Raw genomic sequence first — 16,104 nt, forward strand, 5'->3', positions numbered from 1 at the left:
CCGACAAATCGTCCACACCAACGCAATGCACCGCGAGTCCTTCCCGCCCCCCCACCGCGCGCTGCAATCCGGACCCAACCCCGCCGCCACCGCGCTGATCATGATGGGCGGCGGCGCGCGCGCCGCCTACCAGGCTGGCGTGCTGAGCGGGCTGGCGCGCATTGCCGCGCGGCACGGCAAGGGCCATGGCGCGATGCCCTTCGGCATCATCGCCGGAACCTCGGCAGGGGCGATCAACGGCGCCGGGCTGGCGATCCAGGCGGGGGACTTCCAGGCCGCCACGCAGAGCCTGGCGGCGCTGTGGCACAGCATCCATGCCGACGACGTCTACCGCACCGACGTGCTGCGCGTGGGCATGTCGGGTGCGCGCTGGCTGTCGACGCTGGCGCTGGGCTGGGCCACGCAGCGGCGCGCGCCCCGCGCCCTGTTCGACAACACCCCGCTGGGCAGCATGCTGGGCGAGCTGTTCGAGCCCGAGCGCGTGCAGGCCAGCCTGGACAGCGGTGCGCTGCAGGCCTTCGCGGTCACTGCGCTGTCCTACAGCACCGGGCGCCACGTGACCTTCTACCAGTCGCACCACCGCATCCATCCGTGGCACCGCAGCCAGCGCATTGCGATCCCGGCGCAGATCACGGTGGACCACCTGCTGGCATCCGCTTCGATCCCGTTCCTGTTCCCGGCGATGCCGCTGGAGCTGGACGGCCACCATGAGTGGTTCGGCGACGGCACCATGCGGCAGATGTCGCCGCTGTCGCCGGCGATCCACCTGGGCGCGTCGCGCGTGCTGGCGATCGGCGCAGCCTCGCGCCAGCGCTCGGGCTGGTACGACACCATGCCGGCCGGCGGCTACCCGTCGCTGGCGCAGGTGGGCGGACAGGCGCTGGCCAGCATCTTCCTGGACGGCCTCAACGCCGACCTGGAACGGCTGCTGCATATCAACCGCCTGCTGGCGCGCATGCCGGAGCTGGCCGGCGACCGCGAGGGCTGGCGCCCGGTGCAGGTGATGACGATCTCCCCCAGCGAGCCGATCGAAGCCATTGCCGCCGAGCACCAGAAGCAGCTGCCGCGCACGGTGCGCGCGCTGCTGGCGCCACTGGGCGGCACCGAGGCGCGCGGCGCCGCCTTCGCCAGCTACCTGCTGTTCGAACCCGCCTTCACCCAGGCCCTGATGGCACTGGGCGAGCGCGATGCCGAGGCCCAGGCGGACGAACTGGCGGCGTTCCTGTTCGGCGTCGTCCCGGGCACGCCACCGGCCGCGCTGCCGGTGGACGAACGCGCGCTTTCGCCCTGAGCACCCGCCCGCACATGGGGTCCTGCCAGGCGCCGCGGCTGGCACATTGGCCCCTCGGCGCTCCGCTGATCGCCCGCAATATGCAGCCCGCTGCGCCAAACCGCGTCAAAAAGCGTTGCATTTGCCCCGATCCGGACTAAAAAAGGAGAAGAGAATAATTCGCATCTGGTAGAATCTGCCCGTAATTTCAAAGGCTTACCATGCTCTACCCCGAACTGTTCAAATCGTTGGAAGCCGTCCGCTGGCACATGGACAAGGACATCCCCTGGGACTCCTTTGACGCCAGCATGCTGACGGACGACCAGGCCAAGACCATTCGCATGAACGCGATCACGGAATGGTCCGCCTTGCCCGCGACCGAGATGTTCCTGCGCGACAACCGCCACGATTCTGATTTTTCGGCGTTCATGAGCATCTGGTTCTTCGAGGAACAGAAGCACTCGCTGGTGCTGATGGAGTACCTGCGCCGCTTCCGCCCGGACCTGGTGCCGACCGAGGAAGAACTGCACGCGGTGCGCTTCGAGTTCGACCCGGCTCCGCCGCTGGAAACCCTGATGCTGCATTTCTGCGGCGAGATCCGCCTGAACCACTGGTACCGCCGCGCCGCCGAATGGCACACGGAACCGGTGATCAAGCATATCTACCGCACCCTGTCGCAGGATGAAGCCCGCCATGGCGGCGCCTACCTGCGCTACATGAAGAAGTACCTGGCGCAGTTCGGCGACAGCGCGCGCGCCGCCTTTGCCAAGATCGGCGTGCTGATGGCCTCGGCCCGCCGCACCGAGAAGCCGCTGCATCCGACCAACCTGCACGTCAACAAGGCGCTGTTCCCCAACGACACGGTGCAGTCGCGCCTGCCGGACCCGGACTGGCTCGAGCACTGGCTGGACGAGCAGATCCGCTTTGACGAAGGCTGGGAGAAGAAGGTCATCGAACGGATCCTGCACAACATGTCGCTGCTGTTCGAACGCACCTTCGAAACCGTGCAGGACCTGAACCGCTACCGCAAGGAACTGAACGCCAGCCTGCAAGGCACGGGCGGAGCCCAGCCGGCGCAAGCCTGAGCGGCCAGTCCGACGGCACGAAAAAAAGCCCCGCCGAAGCGGGGCTTTTCTTTTCCCTTCTTTTGCCTTGACGCATTCCCGACAAATGCGACCCGCCGCGGCGCACCGGACCTGGTCCGGCTGTGGCGGGTATTCCGCAATGCTGATTTCCTTGTCCTGGAAATTCAAGCGCCTGGCATGATAAACGAGCCAGCTGCCACGCAGGTAGTAGCCGGTTACTACATTGCTCCATTCCCGTCCCGCGCACTGCCGCGCTCTCGCGCGGCGGCGGCAAACCCATCCCTGGCGCCCGCTTATCGAATAGATTTATATCCGGAAATAGAATATTTAAATCACGCTTCAATTACCCTGGCCATCAATTCGATGTAAATCCAGCATTACGAATTCATTTAATTCGCGGTGTAATGCCTCGCATCGGAATTAGCGCCAGCCGCAGCTGGCAATTCTCCGCAGCGCCATTTACCCGGTGGCATCGCGGCACTTGGGGCGGCAACGCGCAGGCCGCGCATATCGACGCCGTGCGGCAGGCGCTGCAGGGCACCTTGCGCGGCATTGCCACCGCGCCGGTGCAGCAGGCCCGGCCGGTCTCCGATCCGGCAGCCAGGGATGTCGCCAACGACGCGGCCATGAGGCTGTGCGTGACGGGGTAACCAGGACCCCGCCGCCGGCGGGGACCCCAAGAAGGGGTACCATCTCGGGCAAGCACGCCGGCTCCGACCAGGGGCCGGCCTCCACTTTCCGATGCCGACCCCATGTCCGTACCCGCTTTCGAATCCAAGCTGACCCTGCCCGACACCCCCGCCGCGCTGGCCGCGCGCATCGCCGCCTTGCCGCGCCCGCTGGTGTTCACCAATGGCGTCTTCGACATCCTGCACCGCGGCCATGCCACCTACCTGGCACAGGCGCGCGCACTGGGCGCAAGCCTGGTGGTCGGCGTCAACAGCGATGCTTCCGTAAAGATGCTGGGCAAGGGCGACGACCGCCCGCTGAACCATGAATCGGACCGCATGGCGCTGCTGGCCGCGCTGGAATCGGTCGACCTGGTGGCGATGTTCCGCGAGCAGACCCCGGTGGAGCTGATCCGCCTGGTGCGCCCCGACATCTACGTCAAGGGCGGCGACTACGATATCGACACGCTGGAAGAAACCCGGCTGGTGCGCAGCTGGGGCGGCCAGGCCTACGCCATCCCCTTCCTGCACGACCGCTCGACCACCAAGCTGCTGACCAGGGTGCGCCAGGGCAGCTAAGGCAGCCCAGGGCGCTCAGGAGCAGGCCAGCACGTCCTCGGCGCCGTAGCGCTGGCGCATGGCCTCGAGCCGGGCACGCGCCGCGTGGTCGGCATCGCGCACGCGCAGCCACTGCCGCGTGAGCGGCCGCGCGGCCTCGGTCAGCATGGCGGTACGCACGCCGTGGCCGCGCAGGGTATCGAGATACTGCTCGGCACGCTCGCGCTCGCGGAAGAGTCCCAGCGACACCGTATAGGTGGCGGTCTCGGGCGTGCCGGCGGTCACCAGCGAGTACTCGGTCACATTACGCCGGCGCAGTTCGGCCAGCTTGCGCTCGGCATGCTCGCGCGTGGGCTGCGCGGGCAGATGGACCCACCAGCGCACCTGTTCCTGCCGCGCGAACGCTTCCACGCGCAGCGCGGCGGCGGCCAGGTCTTCAGTGGCACGGCGCGCCGCCTGGGCGCTGAAGCCACCGATCTCGATGCAGGCTGCCGCCAGCGTGGCCGACGGCAGCGCGCTGCGCGGTGCGGCACCCGCCGCCGGTGCCGACGCCGGCGCCTGCACCCGCATCCGCTCCCCACGAACTTGCTGCTGCAGCCGCTGCGGTTCACGCGGGGTTTCAAACCAGCCGGCCAGCGGGTTCGCGCCGAACACCCCCAGCACCGCTCCCAGCAGCACGGCATTGGCGAGCAGCAGCAACAGCGGGACGATGCGTGGCGAGCGTGGCCGGGCGGGCTGGCCTGGGGCGGTCATGGGTCGGGGCGGATTGAGGCGTGTGGGAAGTTGCGCTGCGGCTAGTCGCCGGACGATGCCATCGCGTGCAGGCCGAGCAGCACCAGATTATCGTGCATCTCGAACGGCACGGCGAGCGCGCCTGCCAGCGCGCCGCGGGCACCGCCGGACAGCAGGCAGCGCACGGCACGACGCGCCGGCCCGCGCTCGCCCAGCGCGCGCCAGGTGCGTTCGATGGCGCCGGCCTGCGCGGCCAGGCAGCCCGCGGCAATGGCGTCGTGCGTATTGTCGGCCCAGCGCAGGTGCGCGCCGGCCACGGTGCCGGCATCGTCCACGTCCAGCGCCGGCAGCTGCGCGGTGTTGCGTGCCAGCGTGCCCAGCATCAGCGCCAGCCCGGGCAGGATCAGGCCGCCCTCGAAGCGCGCGCTGCCATCCGCCGCGGCCGTGACGATATCCAGCGTGGTGGCCGTGCCCGCGGTCACCACTAGCAGCGTGTCGTGCGGCAGCCAGCGGTGCGCGCCGATGGCGCCGACCCAGCGATCCACGCCCAGTTGCGTGGGCTCGCGGTAGCCGTTGGCCAGGTTGCCGTGCGCGGCGGCGCTGCGCACCCATTGCACCGGCGCACAGGCCCCGAAGGCGTCGGCCAGCGCGGCATCCACGGCGGCCGCGATCACCGGCCCGGCGACGTTGCTGATCCACACCGACGGCATCGGCCCGCTGCCACGCAGCGCGCGCAGGTCAGCGGCCAGCGCCTGCAGTGCGCCGGCGTCGGCATGGGTAACCGCGCCGCCGTGCTGCCACGGCGTGGGCAGCGCGCCGGTGGCGGGCAGCGCCGCACCGGCTTCGCACCAGGCCCACTTGAGGCGGGTATTGCCGATATCGATCAGCAGACGCGGCGCGCTCATGCGCTGTCTCCCTGCCCCGGCGCGGGCCGCAGCGACAGCTCGCCGCTGGCGATGCGCTCGAGCCCCGCCGGCGTTTCCAGCAGCAGGTGGCCAGCCTCGTCGACACCGCGCGCCATGCCTTCGGCGATGACCTTGCCCTCGTGCAGCAGCCGCACCGGCTGGTCGCGGTAGGCATCGGCCGCGGACCAGCGCCGCGCCATCGGCCCGAAACCGTGCGCCAGGAACGCGGTGCGCATGGCCGCCAGCCGTTCCAGCAGCGCGGCCAGCAGGCGCGGGGCATCGCGCTGCGCGTCGAAGCCGGGCATGGCCTCGGCCACGCCAGCCAGCTCGCGGCCCAGCGCCGCCTCCATCTGCGCGTCGCGCACCAGGTTCAGGCCGATGCCGATCACAGCCCAGACCCGCTGCGGCCCGGCGGGCACCGACTCGATCAGGATGCCGGCCAGCTTGCGGCCATCGATCTGGAGGTCGTTGGGCCATTTCAGCCCGATCCGTGCGCCGAGTCGCGCATCGACATCGCTCAGGGCCTCGGCCAGCGCCAGGCCCACGGCCAGGCTCAGGCCGCTCAGTTGCGCCGGCGCCAGCGCCAGCGGCAGTGCCACCGAGAAGGTCATGCCTGCCTGCCCCTGCCACGGCCGGCCCTGGCGCCCGCGCCCGGCGGTCTGGCGGTAAGCCAGGCGCAGCCTGGCGGCGTCGGTCCACGGCGCCTGGCGGCAGGCCGCGGTCAGGTCGGCATTGGTGGAGCCGGTTTGCTCCACCAGCTCCAGCGTCCAGTCGCTCAGCGCGGGCGACAGCATGCCGCGCAGCGCGCCGGCATCGATGCGCCAGTTGGCGCCGGATGGGGCGGAAGGGTCGGATGGAGTCGGAGGAACGGCGGACATGCGCGGCAAAGGGTTGGGATCGATGGCGATCGTAGAAAACACAGGCGGGGACGGGGTGCGGCCCGGCTGCCTGCGGCAGATGCCGCATTGTAGCCGCGCCGCCGCCTCGGCACGGCGCGGTCGCGTCAGCGGGGCGGGTGGCTTAGAATCGAGACTCGGCCATCACATCGCATGCCCTTGGAACGCCAGACGACGCCAGACTTCCATATCACGCGCGGGGACGGAACCGTCAGCGTAGCGCTGCGTGGCGACTGGACCGCGCTCGCCCTGGCCGGCTGCCGCCAGGCGCGGCAGCTGCGCGCGCAACTGCGCGAGCTGGCGCAGGCGCAGGACGGCGCGCAGTGGTCGCTGGCAGACGTCGAGCGGCTGGACCACATCGGCGCGCATCTGCTGTGGCAGGCCTGGAACGGCCAGCTGCCGCAGCAGCTGGATGCCACCGACGGCCAGCGCCGCGTATTCGAGCGCATCGCCGCGGTGCACGACGAGGGCTGGAAGAAGCACATGGTGGACCGCTTCAACCCGATCACGCTGTTCGGCGCCAACGTGCTGTCGTTCGGCGCGCAGCTGCGCAGCGGCATCACCATGCTGGGCCAGCTCGCTTTCGATCTGCTGCGCTTTGCGGGTGTGCCGCAGCGCGGCCCATGGCGCGAGATCTCGGCCAATATCTACAACGTGGGCTACAAGGCGCTGGGCATCACCGCGCTGGTCGGCTTCCTGATCGGCATCGTGCTGTCCTACCTGTCGGCCAACCAGCTGCGCACCTTCGGCGCCAGCACCTTTATCGTCAACATCCTGGGCATGGCGGTGATCCGCGAGCTGGGCCCGGTGCTGGCGGCGATCCTGATCGCGGGGCGCTCGGGTTCAGCCATCACCGCGCAGATCGGCGTGATGCGCGTGACCGAGGAGCTCGACGCGATGCGCGTGATGGGCATCTCGCACGGCTTCCGGCTGATCATGCCGCGCGTGATCGCGCTGGCCATCGCCATGCCGCTGCTGGTGGCGTGGACCGACGTGATGGCGCTGGCCGGTGGCATGCTGGCCGCGCGCATGCAGTTGGGCATCAGTGCCACCTTCTTCCTGCGCGAGCTGCCCGATGCGGTGCCGGTAGCCAACCTGTGGCTGGGGCTGGGCAAGGGCGTGGTGTTCGGCATCCTGATCGCCCTGACCGCATGCCACTTCGGGCTGCGCATCAAGCCCAATACGCAAAGCCTGGGCGAAGGCACCACCGCCTCGGTGGTGACCGCGATCACCATCGTGATCCTGGCCGACGCGGTCTTCGCCGTCCTGTTCAAGGACGTGGGCCTGTGAGCGCCGCGCCAGCTACCGCCACCCAGGACGGGAAGGTCCAAAAGGACCGCACCCCGGTCATCGAGGTGCGCAACCTGGTCAAGCGCTTCGGCAAGGCCATGGTGCATGACCACGTGAACCTGGACGTCTACCGCGACGAGGTGCTGTCGATCGTGGGCGGGTCCGGCAGCGGCAAGACCGTGCTGCTGCGCCAGATCGTGGGGCTGGAGCGGCCCACCTCGGGCAGCATCAAGGTGTTCGGCGAGGACCCGACCCGGCTGCGCCCGGCGCAGCTGCAGGCGCTGCGCAACCGCTGGGGGCTGCAGTTCCAGCGCGGCGCACTGTTCTCGGCGCTGTCGGTGATCGACAATATCGCGCTGCCGCTGCGTGAGCTGCGCGCGCTGCCCGACAACCTGATCTGCCAGGCCGCGCTGCTCAAGCTGCAGTTGGTGGGCCTGTCGGCGCGCGATGCCGACAAGATGCCGGCGGACCTGTCCGGCGGCATGATCAAGCGCGTGGCGCTGGCGCGCGCGCTGGCGCTGGAGCCCGAGCTGCTGTTCCTGGACGAGCCCACCGCCGGGCTGGACCCGATGGCCTCGGACGACTACGTGGCGCTGATCCGCGAACTGCGCCGCGAACTGGGCCTGACCGTGGTGATGATCACGCACGACCTGGACACGCTGGTGGCGTTGTCCGACCGCGTCGCGGTGCTGGCCGACCACAAGGTGATCGCCGCGGCGCCGATCCCTGAAGTGGTGAAGGTGGACCACCCCTTCATCCGCGAGTATTTCCTGGGCGAGCGCGCCCAGCGCGCCATGCAGGCGCTGCAGCTGCACGCGCAGCCGGATGCGCCGCCCCCTGGAGAAGCATGATGGAAAACAAGTCACACGCATTCCTTGCCGGCGTGTTCACCATCGGCCTGGCCGTGCTGGTGCTGTTCGCGATCTTCTGGTTCAGCACCGACCACGCGGTGCGCGTGCCGTATGACCTGATCACACGCTCCACCGTCAACGGTCTGCAGCCGCAGGGCGATGTGAAATACCGCGGGCTTGCGGTGGGCAAGGTCGAGTCGATCAAGTTCGACCCGCAGGTGCCGGGCCAGATCATTGTGCGCGTCAACGTCAACAAGGACACGCCGATCACGCGCACCACCTATGGCACGCTGGGCTTCCAGGGCGTGACCGGAATCGCCTACGTGCAGCTGGACGACAGCGCTACGCACGACGGTGCCACGGCCTCGCCGCCGCTGCCGACCTCGCCCAAGGCGGTGGCGCGCATCGCCATGCGCCCCGGCTTCTTCGAAGAGCTGGAAAAGCGCGGCGATTCGCTGCTAACCCAGACTGAAACGCTGATGGCCTCGCTCAACGACATGTTCCAGGGCGCCAACCGCGCCGAACTGATGGCCGCGATCCGCTCGGTGCGCAAGACCGCCGAGGACTACTCGCGGCTGTCCGATTCGCTGGGCCCGGCCGCCAACCGGCTGCCGAAGGTGACCGAGAACCTGAACGCCACGCTGGAATCGACCCGGCGCCTGACGCAGGAGCTGGCCAACCCCAACGGCACGGTGATGCGCACCGTCGACAGCGTCGGGCGCGACCTGCAGGGCGCGGCCTCGTCGGTGCAGTCCGCGGCGGGCACCTTCAGCGAAGAGACCCTGCCGCAGCTCAATGGCCTGGCCCGCGACGCGCGCCAGACCGCGCGCACCTTCGAGCGCGCCGCCGGCCAGTTCAACGAAAGCCCGAGCAGCGTGCTGTTCGGCGCGCCCGCGCCCGCGCCGGGTCCGGGCGAGCCGGGCTTCAGCGCACCGTAGCGCGGCCCGCATGCCGCCCCTCACCCGATACCGCCAACCGCGAGATACCGCCGTGAACCCTGCGACCGAGATGCCACGCTTGCTCCGATCCGCGCGCTCCCGCCTCCAGGCCGCCCTGCTGCTGGCCGCCGCGGGGCTGGCGCTGTCAGGCTGCGCGCTGACGCGCGGCAACGACCCCACCGTCACCTACGACCTCGGCCCGCCGGCCGCCACCCCACCCGGCAACGGGAACCCTGCGCCGGCGCGGCTGCCCAAACTGCGCGTGGCGCAGACCGACGGGCCCAACTGGCTGGATGGCAACGCCCTCTTCTACCGGCTGCAGTATGCGCAGGCGCAGCGCCTGCAGGCCTACGCCACGCAGCGCTGGGTGATGTCGCCCACGCGCCTGTTCGACGAGCGGCTGCGCGAGGCCGTGGCCGCGCGCGGCACGCTGAGCTGGTTCGGCGACAGCAGCGTGCCGGCGCTGAAGGTGGACCTGATCGAGTTCGACCAGGTGTTCGACAGCGCCACCACCAGCGAAGGCGTGGTGCGGCTGCGCGCCACGGTGTTCCAGCATGGCATGCTCGGCCAGCAGACCTTCGAGGCACGCCGGCCCGCTGCCAGCGCCGATGGCGCCGGCGGCGTCAAGGCCCTGGCCGAGGCCAGCGACGCGGTGATCGCGGCGCTGCTCGACTGGATCGGCACGCTGCAGCTAAAGTAGACACGCAAGGAGAAATGCCATGGAGCCGGCTCCCCCGCCGCCCTCCGCGCCGCCCCCGGCGGCTCAGTCAACGCCGGAAGCCTCCGGCCCGCAGCACTCGCCGCTGGCCCGGGTGGGGCTGATTTGCTTCACGCTGCTGGTCGTGTACGCCAGCCTGTACCCGTTCTCGGGCTGGGTCGACAACGGCGTTTCGCCGTTTGCCTTCCTGAGCGCGCCCAAGCCGCGCTACATCACCGACTTCGATCTGCTGACCAATGTGCTGGGGTACTTCCCGTTCGGCGCGCTGGTGGTGCTGTCGCTGCATCCGCGCATGTCGGGCGGGCGCGCCACGCTGGTGGCGCTGGTGGCCGGGACGCTGCTGGCGGCCTGCATGGAGGCCTTCCAGACCTGGCTGCCAAGCCGCATCTCTTCCAATATCGACCTGATCACCAATGCGCTGGGCGCGCTGCTGGGAGGCGCGGTGGTGGCGCCGTTCACCCGGGCCCTGATCGACGACGGGCGCCTGACCCGCCTGCGCCATGCGTGGTTCGAGCCGCACGCCAGCTTTGCCATCATCCTGCTGCTGCTGTGGCCGTTTGCGCAGGTGTTTCCGCAAGAACACCTGTTCGGCATGGGCGGCATCGTGCGCGAATGGCTGACCGACCCGGAGTCCTGGCCGATGCAGGCGCTGCAGATGGTGTTCCCGCAGCTTGAGGCCTGGCAGGACCATATCGGCCTGCGGCCCGAGGACATGCAGAGCCAGCAGTTGCTGGAATCGCTGGTGACCGCCAGCAGCTGGGTCGGCACCGGCCTGTTCGCCTCGATCGCGATGCGCCGCAGCGCGCCGATGCTGCGCATCCTGGCCGGCCTGCTGGCCGCGGCGCTGCTGCTCAAGGCCACCGCGGCCGAACTGCAGTTTCCGTCCGAGAGCGCCTTTGTCTGGCTGTCCGAGGGCGGCCGCTTTGCCCTGCTGACCAGCTCGCTGGTGCTGGCGCTGCTGCTGTACCTGCCGCGCTGGCTGCGCGCGGTGCTGGCAATGGTGGCGCTGATCGTGCTGGTGGTGCTGACCAATGTGCTGCCATCCAACCCCTATGCGTGGATCTCGGAGCAAGGCTGGCGCATGGGCCGCTTCATCCACTTCAACAGCCTGGCGCAATGGCTGGGCTGGCTGTGGCCATTCCTGGCGTTCTGCTATGTGACCTGGCGCTTCGAACAGGTCAGCCTGCGCCGCCATGCCATGAAAAAAGCCGCGGCGCGCCGTGAGGCGGCCGCGGCCGGTACGCAGGAATAGGCACTAATGCAGTTGCCCGCCTTGCTCGCGCACATCGGCGCGGGTCGACAGCGCCGCCGCCACCGCCGCGCGCAATCCCTTCACCAGCGTTTCCTGCGCCAGGCTGGGCTGGCCCGGATGGCGCGCCGCCTGCTCGGGCAGGTAGGGGATATGGATAAAGCCACCGCGCACGTCGCCATCCGGCTGCTGCGCCAGCCGGTGCATCAGCCCATAGAAGACATGGTTGCAGACGAAGGTGCCGGCGGTCTGCGACACCGAGGCCGGCACGCCCGCCGCGCGCATGTCGCGCACCATCGCCTTGATCGGCAGCGTGGCAAAGTAGGCGGCCGGGCCGCCCGCGACGATGGCGGTATCGATCGGCTGGGCGCCGGCGTTGTCGGCAATGCGCGCATCGTCGACATTGATCGCCACGCGCTCCACCGACATCTCGGCGCGCCCGCCGGCCTGGCCCACGGCAATCACCAGCGCGGGCCCCAGCACGTCGACCAGCTCGCCGATGGTATCGATCGCCGCGCCGAACACGCACGGCAGCTGCCGCGCCACGATCACCGCGTCGCCCACGCGCTCGCCGTCGAGCGCGCGCACGGCCTCCCATGAGGGATTGATCGGTTCATTCTCGAACGGCTCGAAGCCGGTCAGCAGCACAGTACGCATGGCAGGGCTCCGCGGTTACATCAGGAAGTACAGCAGCGCGATATTGGCCACCAGGATCGCCAGCGCGGTCGGCACCTGCGCGCGGATCACGGCGTTCTTGTCGTCGAGTTCCAGCAGCGCCGCCGGCACGATATTGAAGTTGGCCGCCATCGGCGTCATCAGCGTGCCGCAATAGCCCGAGAACATGCCGATCGCCGCCATCACCGCCGGGTTGCCGCCGAACATGCCGACCAGGATCGGCACGCCCACGCCGCCGGTCATCACCGGGAAGGCCGCGAAGCCGTTGCCCATGATCACGGTGAACAGCGCCATGCCGACGCAATAGACCGCCACCGCCACCAGCTTGTAGTCCATGTTGATATAGGCGGTGGACAGGTGCGCCACGGCCTTGCCCACGCCCGCGTCGGCGAACACCAGGCCCAGCATCGCCAGCATCTGCGGCAGCACCAGCGCCCAGCCCAGCGACTCGGTCAGCCGGCGCGACTCGCGCAGGCCCTGCGCCACGGTGTCGCGCGTGAGCCAGCACACCACCGCCAGCGAGATCAGGCAGCCGATCCCGAGCGAGACAAAGGTCACGTTCTTGGGATCGAGCAGCGGCAGGCCGGCGATCTTGACGTCCTTGAACAGCATGGTGCCGATCACCGTCACCAGCGGGATCAGCAGCGCCGGGATGAACAGCTTGTTGCCCAGGCGGCGCGCACTGGCGCGGCGTTCTTCCTCGGGCAGGCTGTGGTGCTTGCCGTGGCCGACGCCGCCGAAGCCCGCAATCAGCGCCATCACCACCGCGCCGATGCCGACCGCGGCCGGCGGCAGCCGGTCGCCAATCAGGAACACGATCGCGTACAGCAGCCAGAACAGGCCGGTGCTGAGGCGGCGCGGATGCTCGCGGTCGGCGAAGGTCATCAGCGCGGTGATCGCCAGCACCAGGCCGGCGAGCCAGTAGAGATATTCGATGGAAACGATCATGGCGGGCTCCTTACTCCGCGCTCTTGGCAGGCACGGCGGCCGCGGCGGCCTTGCCGCCCAGTTCGCGCTCGAGCCAGCGGTCCAGGCGCTTCAGGCGCACGGCGTGGATCAGGAAGGCGCAGATCGCCGTGGGGATGCCCCACACGGCAATATGCAGCGGCTCCACGTCGATGTTCGACGACAGCAGGAAGGTATGCATCAGCGCGATCGCGCCGAAGGCCACGAAGATGTCCTCGCCAAAGAACAGGCCGACATTGTCGGTGGCGGCGCAGAACGCCAGCACGCGCTGGCGCACCGGCTCGGGCAGGTGGCCGAAGCGGTTCTCGGCCGCACCCTCGGCCATCGGCGCCAGCAGCGGGCGCACCATCTGCGGGTGCCCGCCCAGGCTGGTCAGGCCGATCGCGGCGGTCAGCTCGCGCACGCCCAGGTAGACGATCAGCAGGCGGCCAACCGTGGCCGAGGCAATGCGCGCGATCCATGCCTGCGCATGCTCGCGCAGCCCGTGCCGCTCCAGCAGGCCGATCACGGCCAGCGGCAGCAGGATGATCAGCGGCAGGTTGCGCGCCTTGACGAAGGCGGTGCCGATCGCCGAGAAGATCTGCATCAGCGGCATCGGCGCGGCCAGCCCCGTGGCCAGCGCGGCGAGCACCACCACCAGCATGGGATTGAAGCGCAGCACGAAGCCGATGATGATGACGCCGACCCCGACAAGGGGCCAGAGATTGACTGCCTGTTCCATAAGAGACACCAAACGAATGTGACGGAGGCGAGCGGACGGCAGCCGTGTCAGCGCACGACGGCGCCGGCCGCAGTGGATGCTGGCGGTTGAGACGGAGTGCTCAGTCGCCGGCGCGGACCGCGATGCCTTCCGCGCCCAGCCGTTCCCGGATGCGCCGCGCAAAGGCCAGCGCGTGGGCGCCGTCGCCGTGCAGACACACGGTTTCGGCTTGAATCGGTACCCAGGTGCCGTCGATGGCGCGCACGCGTTTCTCGCGCACCATGGTCAGGGTCTGGTTCAGGGCGACTTCCTCGTCCTCATGCAGCGCGCCCGGCGTGCCGCGCTTGACCAGCGTGCCGTCGGGGTTGTAGCCGCGGTCGGCAAAGACCTCCTGCTTGACGCGCAGGCCGGCCTCTTTGGCGATATCGATCATCTGGCTGCCGGCCAGGCCGAAGAACACCAGGTCGGCATCGAAGTCGCGCACCGCGCGCACGATGGCGCGGGCCAGCGCGGGGTCGCGCACGGCCTGGTTGTACAGCGCGCCATGCGGCTTGACGTGATGCAGCTCGCCGCCCTGCGCGCGCACGATCGCGTCGAGCGCGCCGATCTGGTACAGCACGTCGGCGTAGACGTGTTCCGGGTCGCGCTGCATCTCGGTGCGGCCGAAGTTCTCGCGGTCCGGGTAGCTCGGGTGCGCCCCGATCGCCACGCCGCGCTCCAGCGCCCACTTCACCGTCTGCAGCATGGTGGCCGCGTCGCCCGCGTGCCAGCCGCATGCGATATTGGCCGAACTGATCAGCGCCAGCAGCGCCTCGTCGTTGGCACAGCCTTCGCCAAGGTCAGCGTTCAAATCGATCTGCATTGCCATTCTCCTGTGCGGCGCACTGCGTCGCCCGATTGATGTTGCGCGTGCGCGCCTATGCCGCCACGCGCGTGCGTGCGCGCCGCCGCGCGGCGATGGGCATGCCATCGCCCTGCCACCGCAGCGCCTGGTCGATCTGGCGCAGGTAGCGCTCCAGCTCGGCCTGCGCCGCCTCTGCCTGCGCCAGCGTCACCTGCACGAAACGCACCGGCGCACCCAGCGGCACCTGCGCCAGCCGCCACAGGTCCGCGCCGATCACCACGCCGATCTTGGGATAGCCGCCGGTGGTCTGCGCATCGGCCATCAGCGCGATCGGCTGGCCGCCCGGCGGCACCTGCATCACGCCCGGCACCACGCCATGCGAGAGCAGGTCGGCGCTGCGCTCGGCGCGCCGCGCCAGCGCGGGCCCGTTCAGGCGCAGCCCCATGCGGTTGCTGTTGGGCGTGACGGTCCAGTCGGCCTGCCACAGCGCGGCCTGCGAGGCCGCGTCGAAGTCTTCATATTCAGGCCCCGGCAGCATCCGGACCGGCGTGGCCTTGCCCGCGATGCTGGCGGGCAGCGCCCACGCCGGCGCCTGCACGCCGATCCAGTCGGTCTCGGCCGCCAGCCCCGGGCGCCCCGCCGCCAGGCGGTCGCCTTCCTGCAGCGCGCGCCCGCCCAGCCCGCCAAAGCCTGACTTCAGGTCGGTGCTGCGCGAGCCCATCACCGGCTCGACCTCGATGCCGCCCGCCACGCACAGGTACACGCGCGTGCCGCCGCGCGTCGACGGCAGCGTCAGCGTCTCGCCCTTGTGCACGTCAAAGGCATGCCACGACCACACCGGCACGCCGTCCAGGTTGGCGCCGCATTCGGCACCGGCCAGCGCCACGCGCATATCGGCATGGAAGCGCAGCGCGGCGCGGCCCAGCGTGAATTCAATGGCGGCACAGCCCGGCGCATTGCCGAGCAGGCGGTTGCCCACCTCCACCGCCAGCATGTCCATGGCCCCGCAACGGCCCACGCCAAAACGGCGAAAGCCGGTACGGCCCAGGTCCTGCACCGAGGCGAGCGCACCGGGACGAATGATTTCGATCACGCGATGATTTCCTCGGCAACAAAGCGCACGGTATCGCCGGGCGCAAACAGCGACGGCGGATCCCGGTCCGCCACGAAGAGCTCGGCATCGGTGCGCCCGATCAGCTGCCAGCCGCCCGGCAGCACCGCCGGATAGATCCCGGTCTGCTCGCCGCCAATGCCGACCGACCCGGCCGGCACCGCCACCCGCGGCTCACGCCGGCGCGGCGTGGCCAGCTCCGGCGCCAGCCCGCCCATATAGGCAAATCCCGGCTGGAAGCCCAGGAAGTAGACGACGTACTCGCCGGCAGCGTGGCGGCGCACCACTTCCCGCGGCGTCAGCCCGGTATGGGCCGCCACATCGCCCAGGTCCGGGCCATGCTCACCGCCGTAGCGCACCGGGATCTCCACCAGCTTGCCGGTGGCATTGCGCGCCTCGCCGGAGGCCCAGGCGAGCTTCAGGTTGCGCTCCAGCGCGTCCACATCGGCGCTGCCGTCGAAGATCACGGTCAGGTTGTTCATGCCCGGCACCACGTCCACCACCCCGCGCCAGTCCTCGGCCCGGGCAGCCATCGCCCAGATCCGGCGCTGGACTTCCAGCGAGGCGGGGGGAGCCACGCTGTACAGCAGCGCCTGCTCGGCGAGTCGGTGGACGGTGCAGTTCATGAGATTCCCGGTAGCGCACTTG

18 protein-coding genes are annotated in these 16,104 nt (G+C 69.8%); 9 read left to right on the forward strand and 9 right to left on the reverse strand.

The window, feature by feature from the left end:
• The first annotated feature begins 25 nt into the window (after positions 1-25).
• From AC3WVS_RS25110 to rfaE2, 4 genes are all read left to right on the forward strand, one after another.
• A complete protein-coding gene (locus AC3WVS_RS25110) occupies positions 26-1,291 on the forward strand; it encodes a patatin-like phospholipase family protein (RefSeq protein WP_492320777.1) in 1,266 nt (421 codons plus the stop codon).
• Positions 1,292-1,491: 200 nt separating this feature from the next.
• Entirely contained in the window at positions 1,492-2,355 is an 864-nt protein-coding gene (locus tag AC3WVS_RS25115; RefSeq protein WP_340525810.1) for a ferritin family protein, read from the forward strand.
• Between the two features lie 404 nt (positions 2,356-2,759).
• Complete coding sequence (locus AC3WVS_RS25120) at positions 2,760-3,005, forward strand: hypothetical protein (RefSeq protein ID WP_492320778.1); 246 nt, start codon at positions 2,760-2,762, stop codon at positions 3,003-3,005.
• A gap of 102 nt (positions 3,006-3,107) precedes the next feature.
• The gene (gene rfaE2, locus AC3WVS_RS25125; RefSeq protein ID WP_010811504.1) at positions 3,108-3,602 is read left to right on the forward strand and encodes a D-glycero-beta-D-manno-heptose 1-phosphate adenylyltransferase; all 495 of its coding nucleotides are present in this window, start codon (positions 3,108-3,110) and stop codon (positions 3,600-3,602) included.
• A 15-nt stretch (positions 3,603-3,617) separates the two neighbouring features.
• On the opposite strand, the gene AC3WVS_RS25130 is transcribed toward rfaE2, so the two are convergent.
• Genes AC3WVS_RS25130 through AC3WVS_RS25140 form a run of 3 tightly spaced genes read right to left on the reverse strand, consistent with a single transcriptional unit; the run spans position 3,618 to position 6,096 of the window.
• Positions 3,618-4,334, reverse strand: coding sequence for an SPOR domain-containing protein (locus tag AC3WVS_RS25130; protein ID WP_492320779.1), 717 nt, complete (start codon positions 4,332-4,334; stop codon positions 3,618-3,620).
• A gap of 41 nt (positions 4,335-4,375) precedes the next feature.
• Positions 4,376-5,218: a type III pantothenate kinase gene (locus AC3WVS_RS25135; RefSeq protein WP_492320780.1), complete on the reverse strand. Its 843-nt coding sequence runs from the start codon at positions 5,216-5,218 to the stop codon at positions 4,376-4,378.
• Positions 5,215-6,096: a biotin--[acetyl-CoA-carboxylase] ligase gene (locus AC3WVS_RS25140; RefSeq protein WP_492320781.1), complete on the reverse strand. Its 882-nt coding sequence runs from the start codon at positions 6,094-6,096 to the stop codon at positions 5,215-5,217. Before AC3WVS_RS25140 ends, AC3WVS_RS25135 begins: the two co-directional genes overlap by 4 nt.
• Positions 6,097-6,267: 171 nt before the next feature.
• On the opposite strand from AC3WVS_RS25140, the gene AC3WVS_RS25145 reads away from it, so the two are divergent.
• The 5 genes from AC3WVS_RS25145 (at position 6,268) to AC3WVS_RS25165 (ending at position 11,163) form a co-directional block, all read left to right on the forward strand.
• Positions 6,268-7,404 carry an MlaE family ABC transporter permease gene (locus AC3WVS_RS25145; protein WP_492320782.1) on the forward strand — a complete coding sequence of 379 codons (1,137 nt, stop codon included), beginning with the start codon at positions 6,268-6,270 and terminating at the stop codon, positions 7,402-7,404.
• A complete protein-coding gene (locus tag AC3WVS_RS25150) occupies positions 7,401-8,255 on the forward strand; it encodes an ABC transporter ATP-binding protein (protein ID WP_492320783.1) in 855 nt (284 codons plus the stop codon). The genes AC3WVS_RS25145 and AC3WVS_RS25150 overlap by 4 nt, the downstream gene beginning before the upstream one ends.
• Positions 8,252-9,193 (forward strand): MlaD family protein, encoded by a 942-nt coding sequence (locus AC3WVS_RS25155; protein ID WP_492320784.1) that lies wholly within the window; start codon positions 8,252-8,254, stop codon positions 9,191-9,193. Before AC3WVS_RS25150 ends, AC3WVS_RS25155 begins: the two co-directional genes overlap by 4 nt.
• Before the next feature lie 70 nt (positions 9,194-9,263).
• Positions 9,264-9,893: an ABC-type transport auxiliary lipoprotein family protein gene (locus AC3WVS_RS25160; RefSeq protein WP_492320785.1), complete on the forward strand. Its 630-nt coding sequence runs from the start codon at positions 9,264-9,266 to the stop codon at positions 9,891-9,893.
• Between the two features lie 19 nt (positions 9,894-9,912).
• Positions 9,913-11,163, forward strand: coding sequence for a VanZ family protein (locus AC3WVS_RS25165; RefSeq protein WP_492320786.1), 1,251 nt, complete (start codon positions 9,913-9,915; stop codon positions 11,161-11,163).
• Between the two features lie 3 nt (positions 11,164-11,166).
• On the opposite strand, the gene pcp is transcribed toward AC3WVS_RS25165, so the two are convergent.
• From pcp to pxpB, 6 genes are all read right to left on the reverse strand, one after another.
• Complete coding sequence (pcp, locus tag AC3WVS_RS25170) at positions 11,167-11,817, reverse strand: pyroglutamyl-peptidase I (RefSeq protein ID WP_492320787.1); 651 nt, start codon at positions 11,815-11,817, stop codon at positions 11,167-11,169.
• A 15-nt stretch (positions 11,818-11,832) separates the two neighbouring features.
• Positions 11,833-12,783, reverse strand: coding sequence for a DUF979 domain-containing protein (locus tag AC3WVS_RS25175; protein ID WP_492320788.1), 951 nt, complete (start codon positions 12,781-12,783; stop codon positions 11,833-11,835).
• Positions 12,784-12,793: 10 nt separating this feature from the next.
• Entirely contained in the window at positions 12,794-13,522 is a 729-nt protein-coding gene (locus AC3WVS_RS25180) for a DUF969 domain-containing protein (protein WP_492320789.1), read from the reverse strand.
• 100 nt (positions 13,523-13,622) lie between these two features.
• A complete protein-coding gene (gene pxpA, locus AC3WVS_RS25185) occupies positions 13,623-14,363 on the reverse strand; it encodes a 5-oxoprolinase subunit PxpA (protein ID WP_492320790.1) in 741 nt (246 codons plus the stop codon).
• 55 nt (positions 14,364-14,418) lie between these two features.
• Positions 14,419-15,438 (reverse strand): 5-oxoprolinase subunit C family protein, encoded by a 1,020-nt coding sequence (locus AC3WVS_RS25190; RefSeq protein ID WP_492320791.1) that lies wholly within the window; start codon positions 15,436-15,438, stop codon positions 14,419-14,421.
• On the reverse strand, positions 15,435-16,082 hold the full coding sequence (gene pxpB / locus AC3WVS_RS25195; RefSeq protein ID WP_010811490.1) for a 5-oxoprolinase subunit PxpB: 648 nt from the start codon (positions 16,080-16,082) through the stop codon (positions 15,435-15,437). Before pxpB ends, AC3WVS_RS25190 begins: the two co-directional genes overlap by 4 nt.
• Between the last annotated feature and the right edge of the window lie 22 nt (positions 16,083-16,104).

It is taken from the genome of Cupriavidus sp. CPT47-8839-RL05A (genome assembly GCF_058792255.1).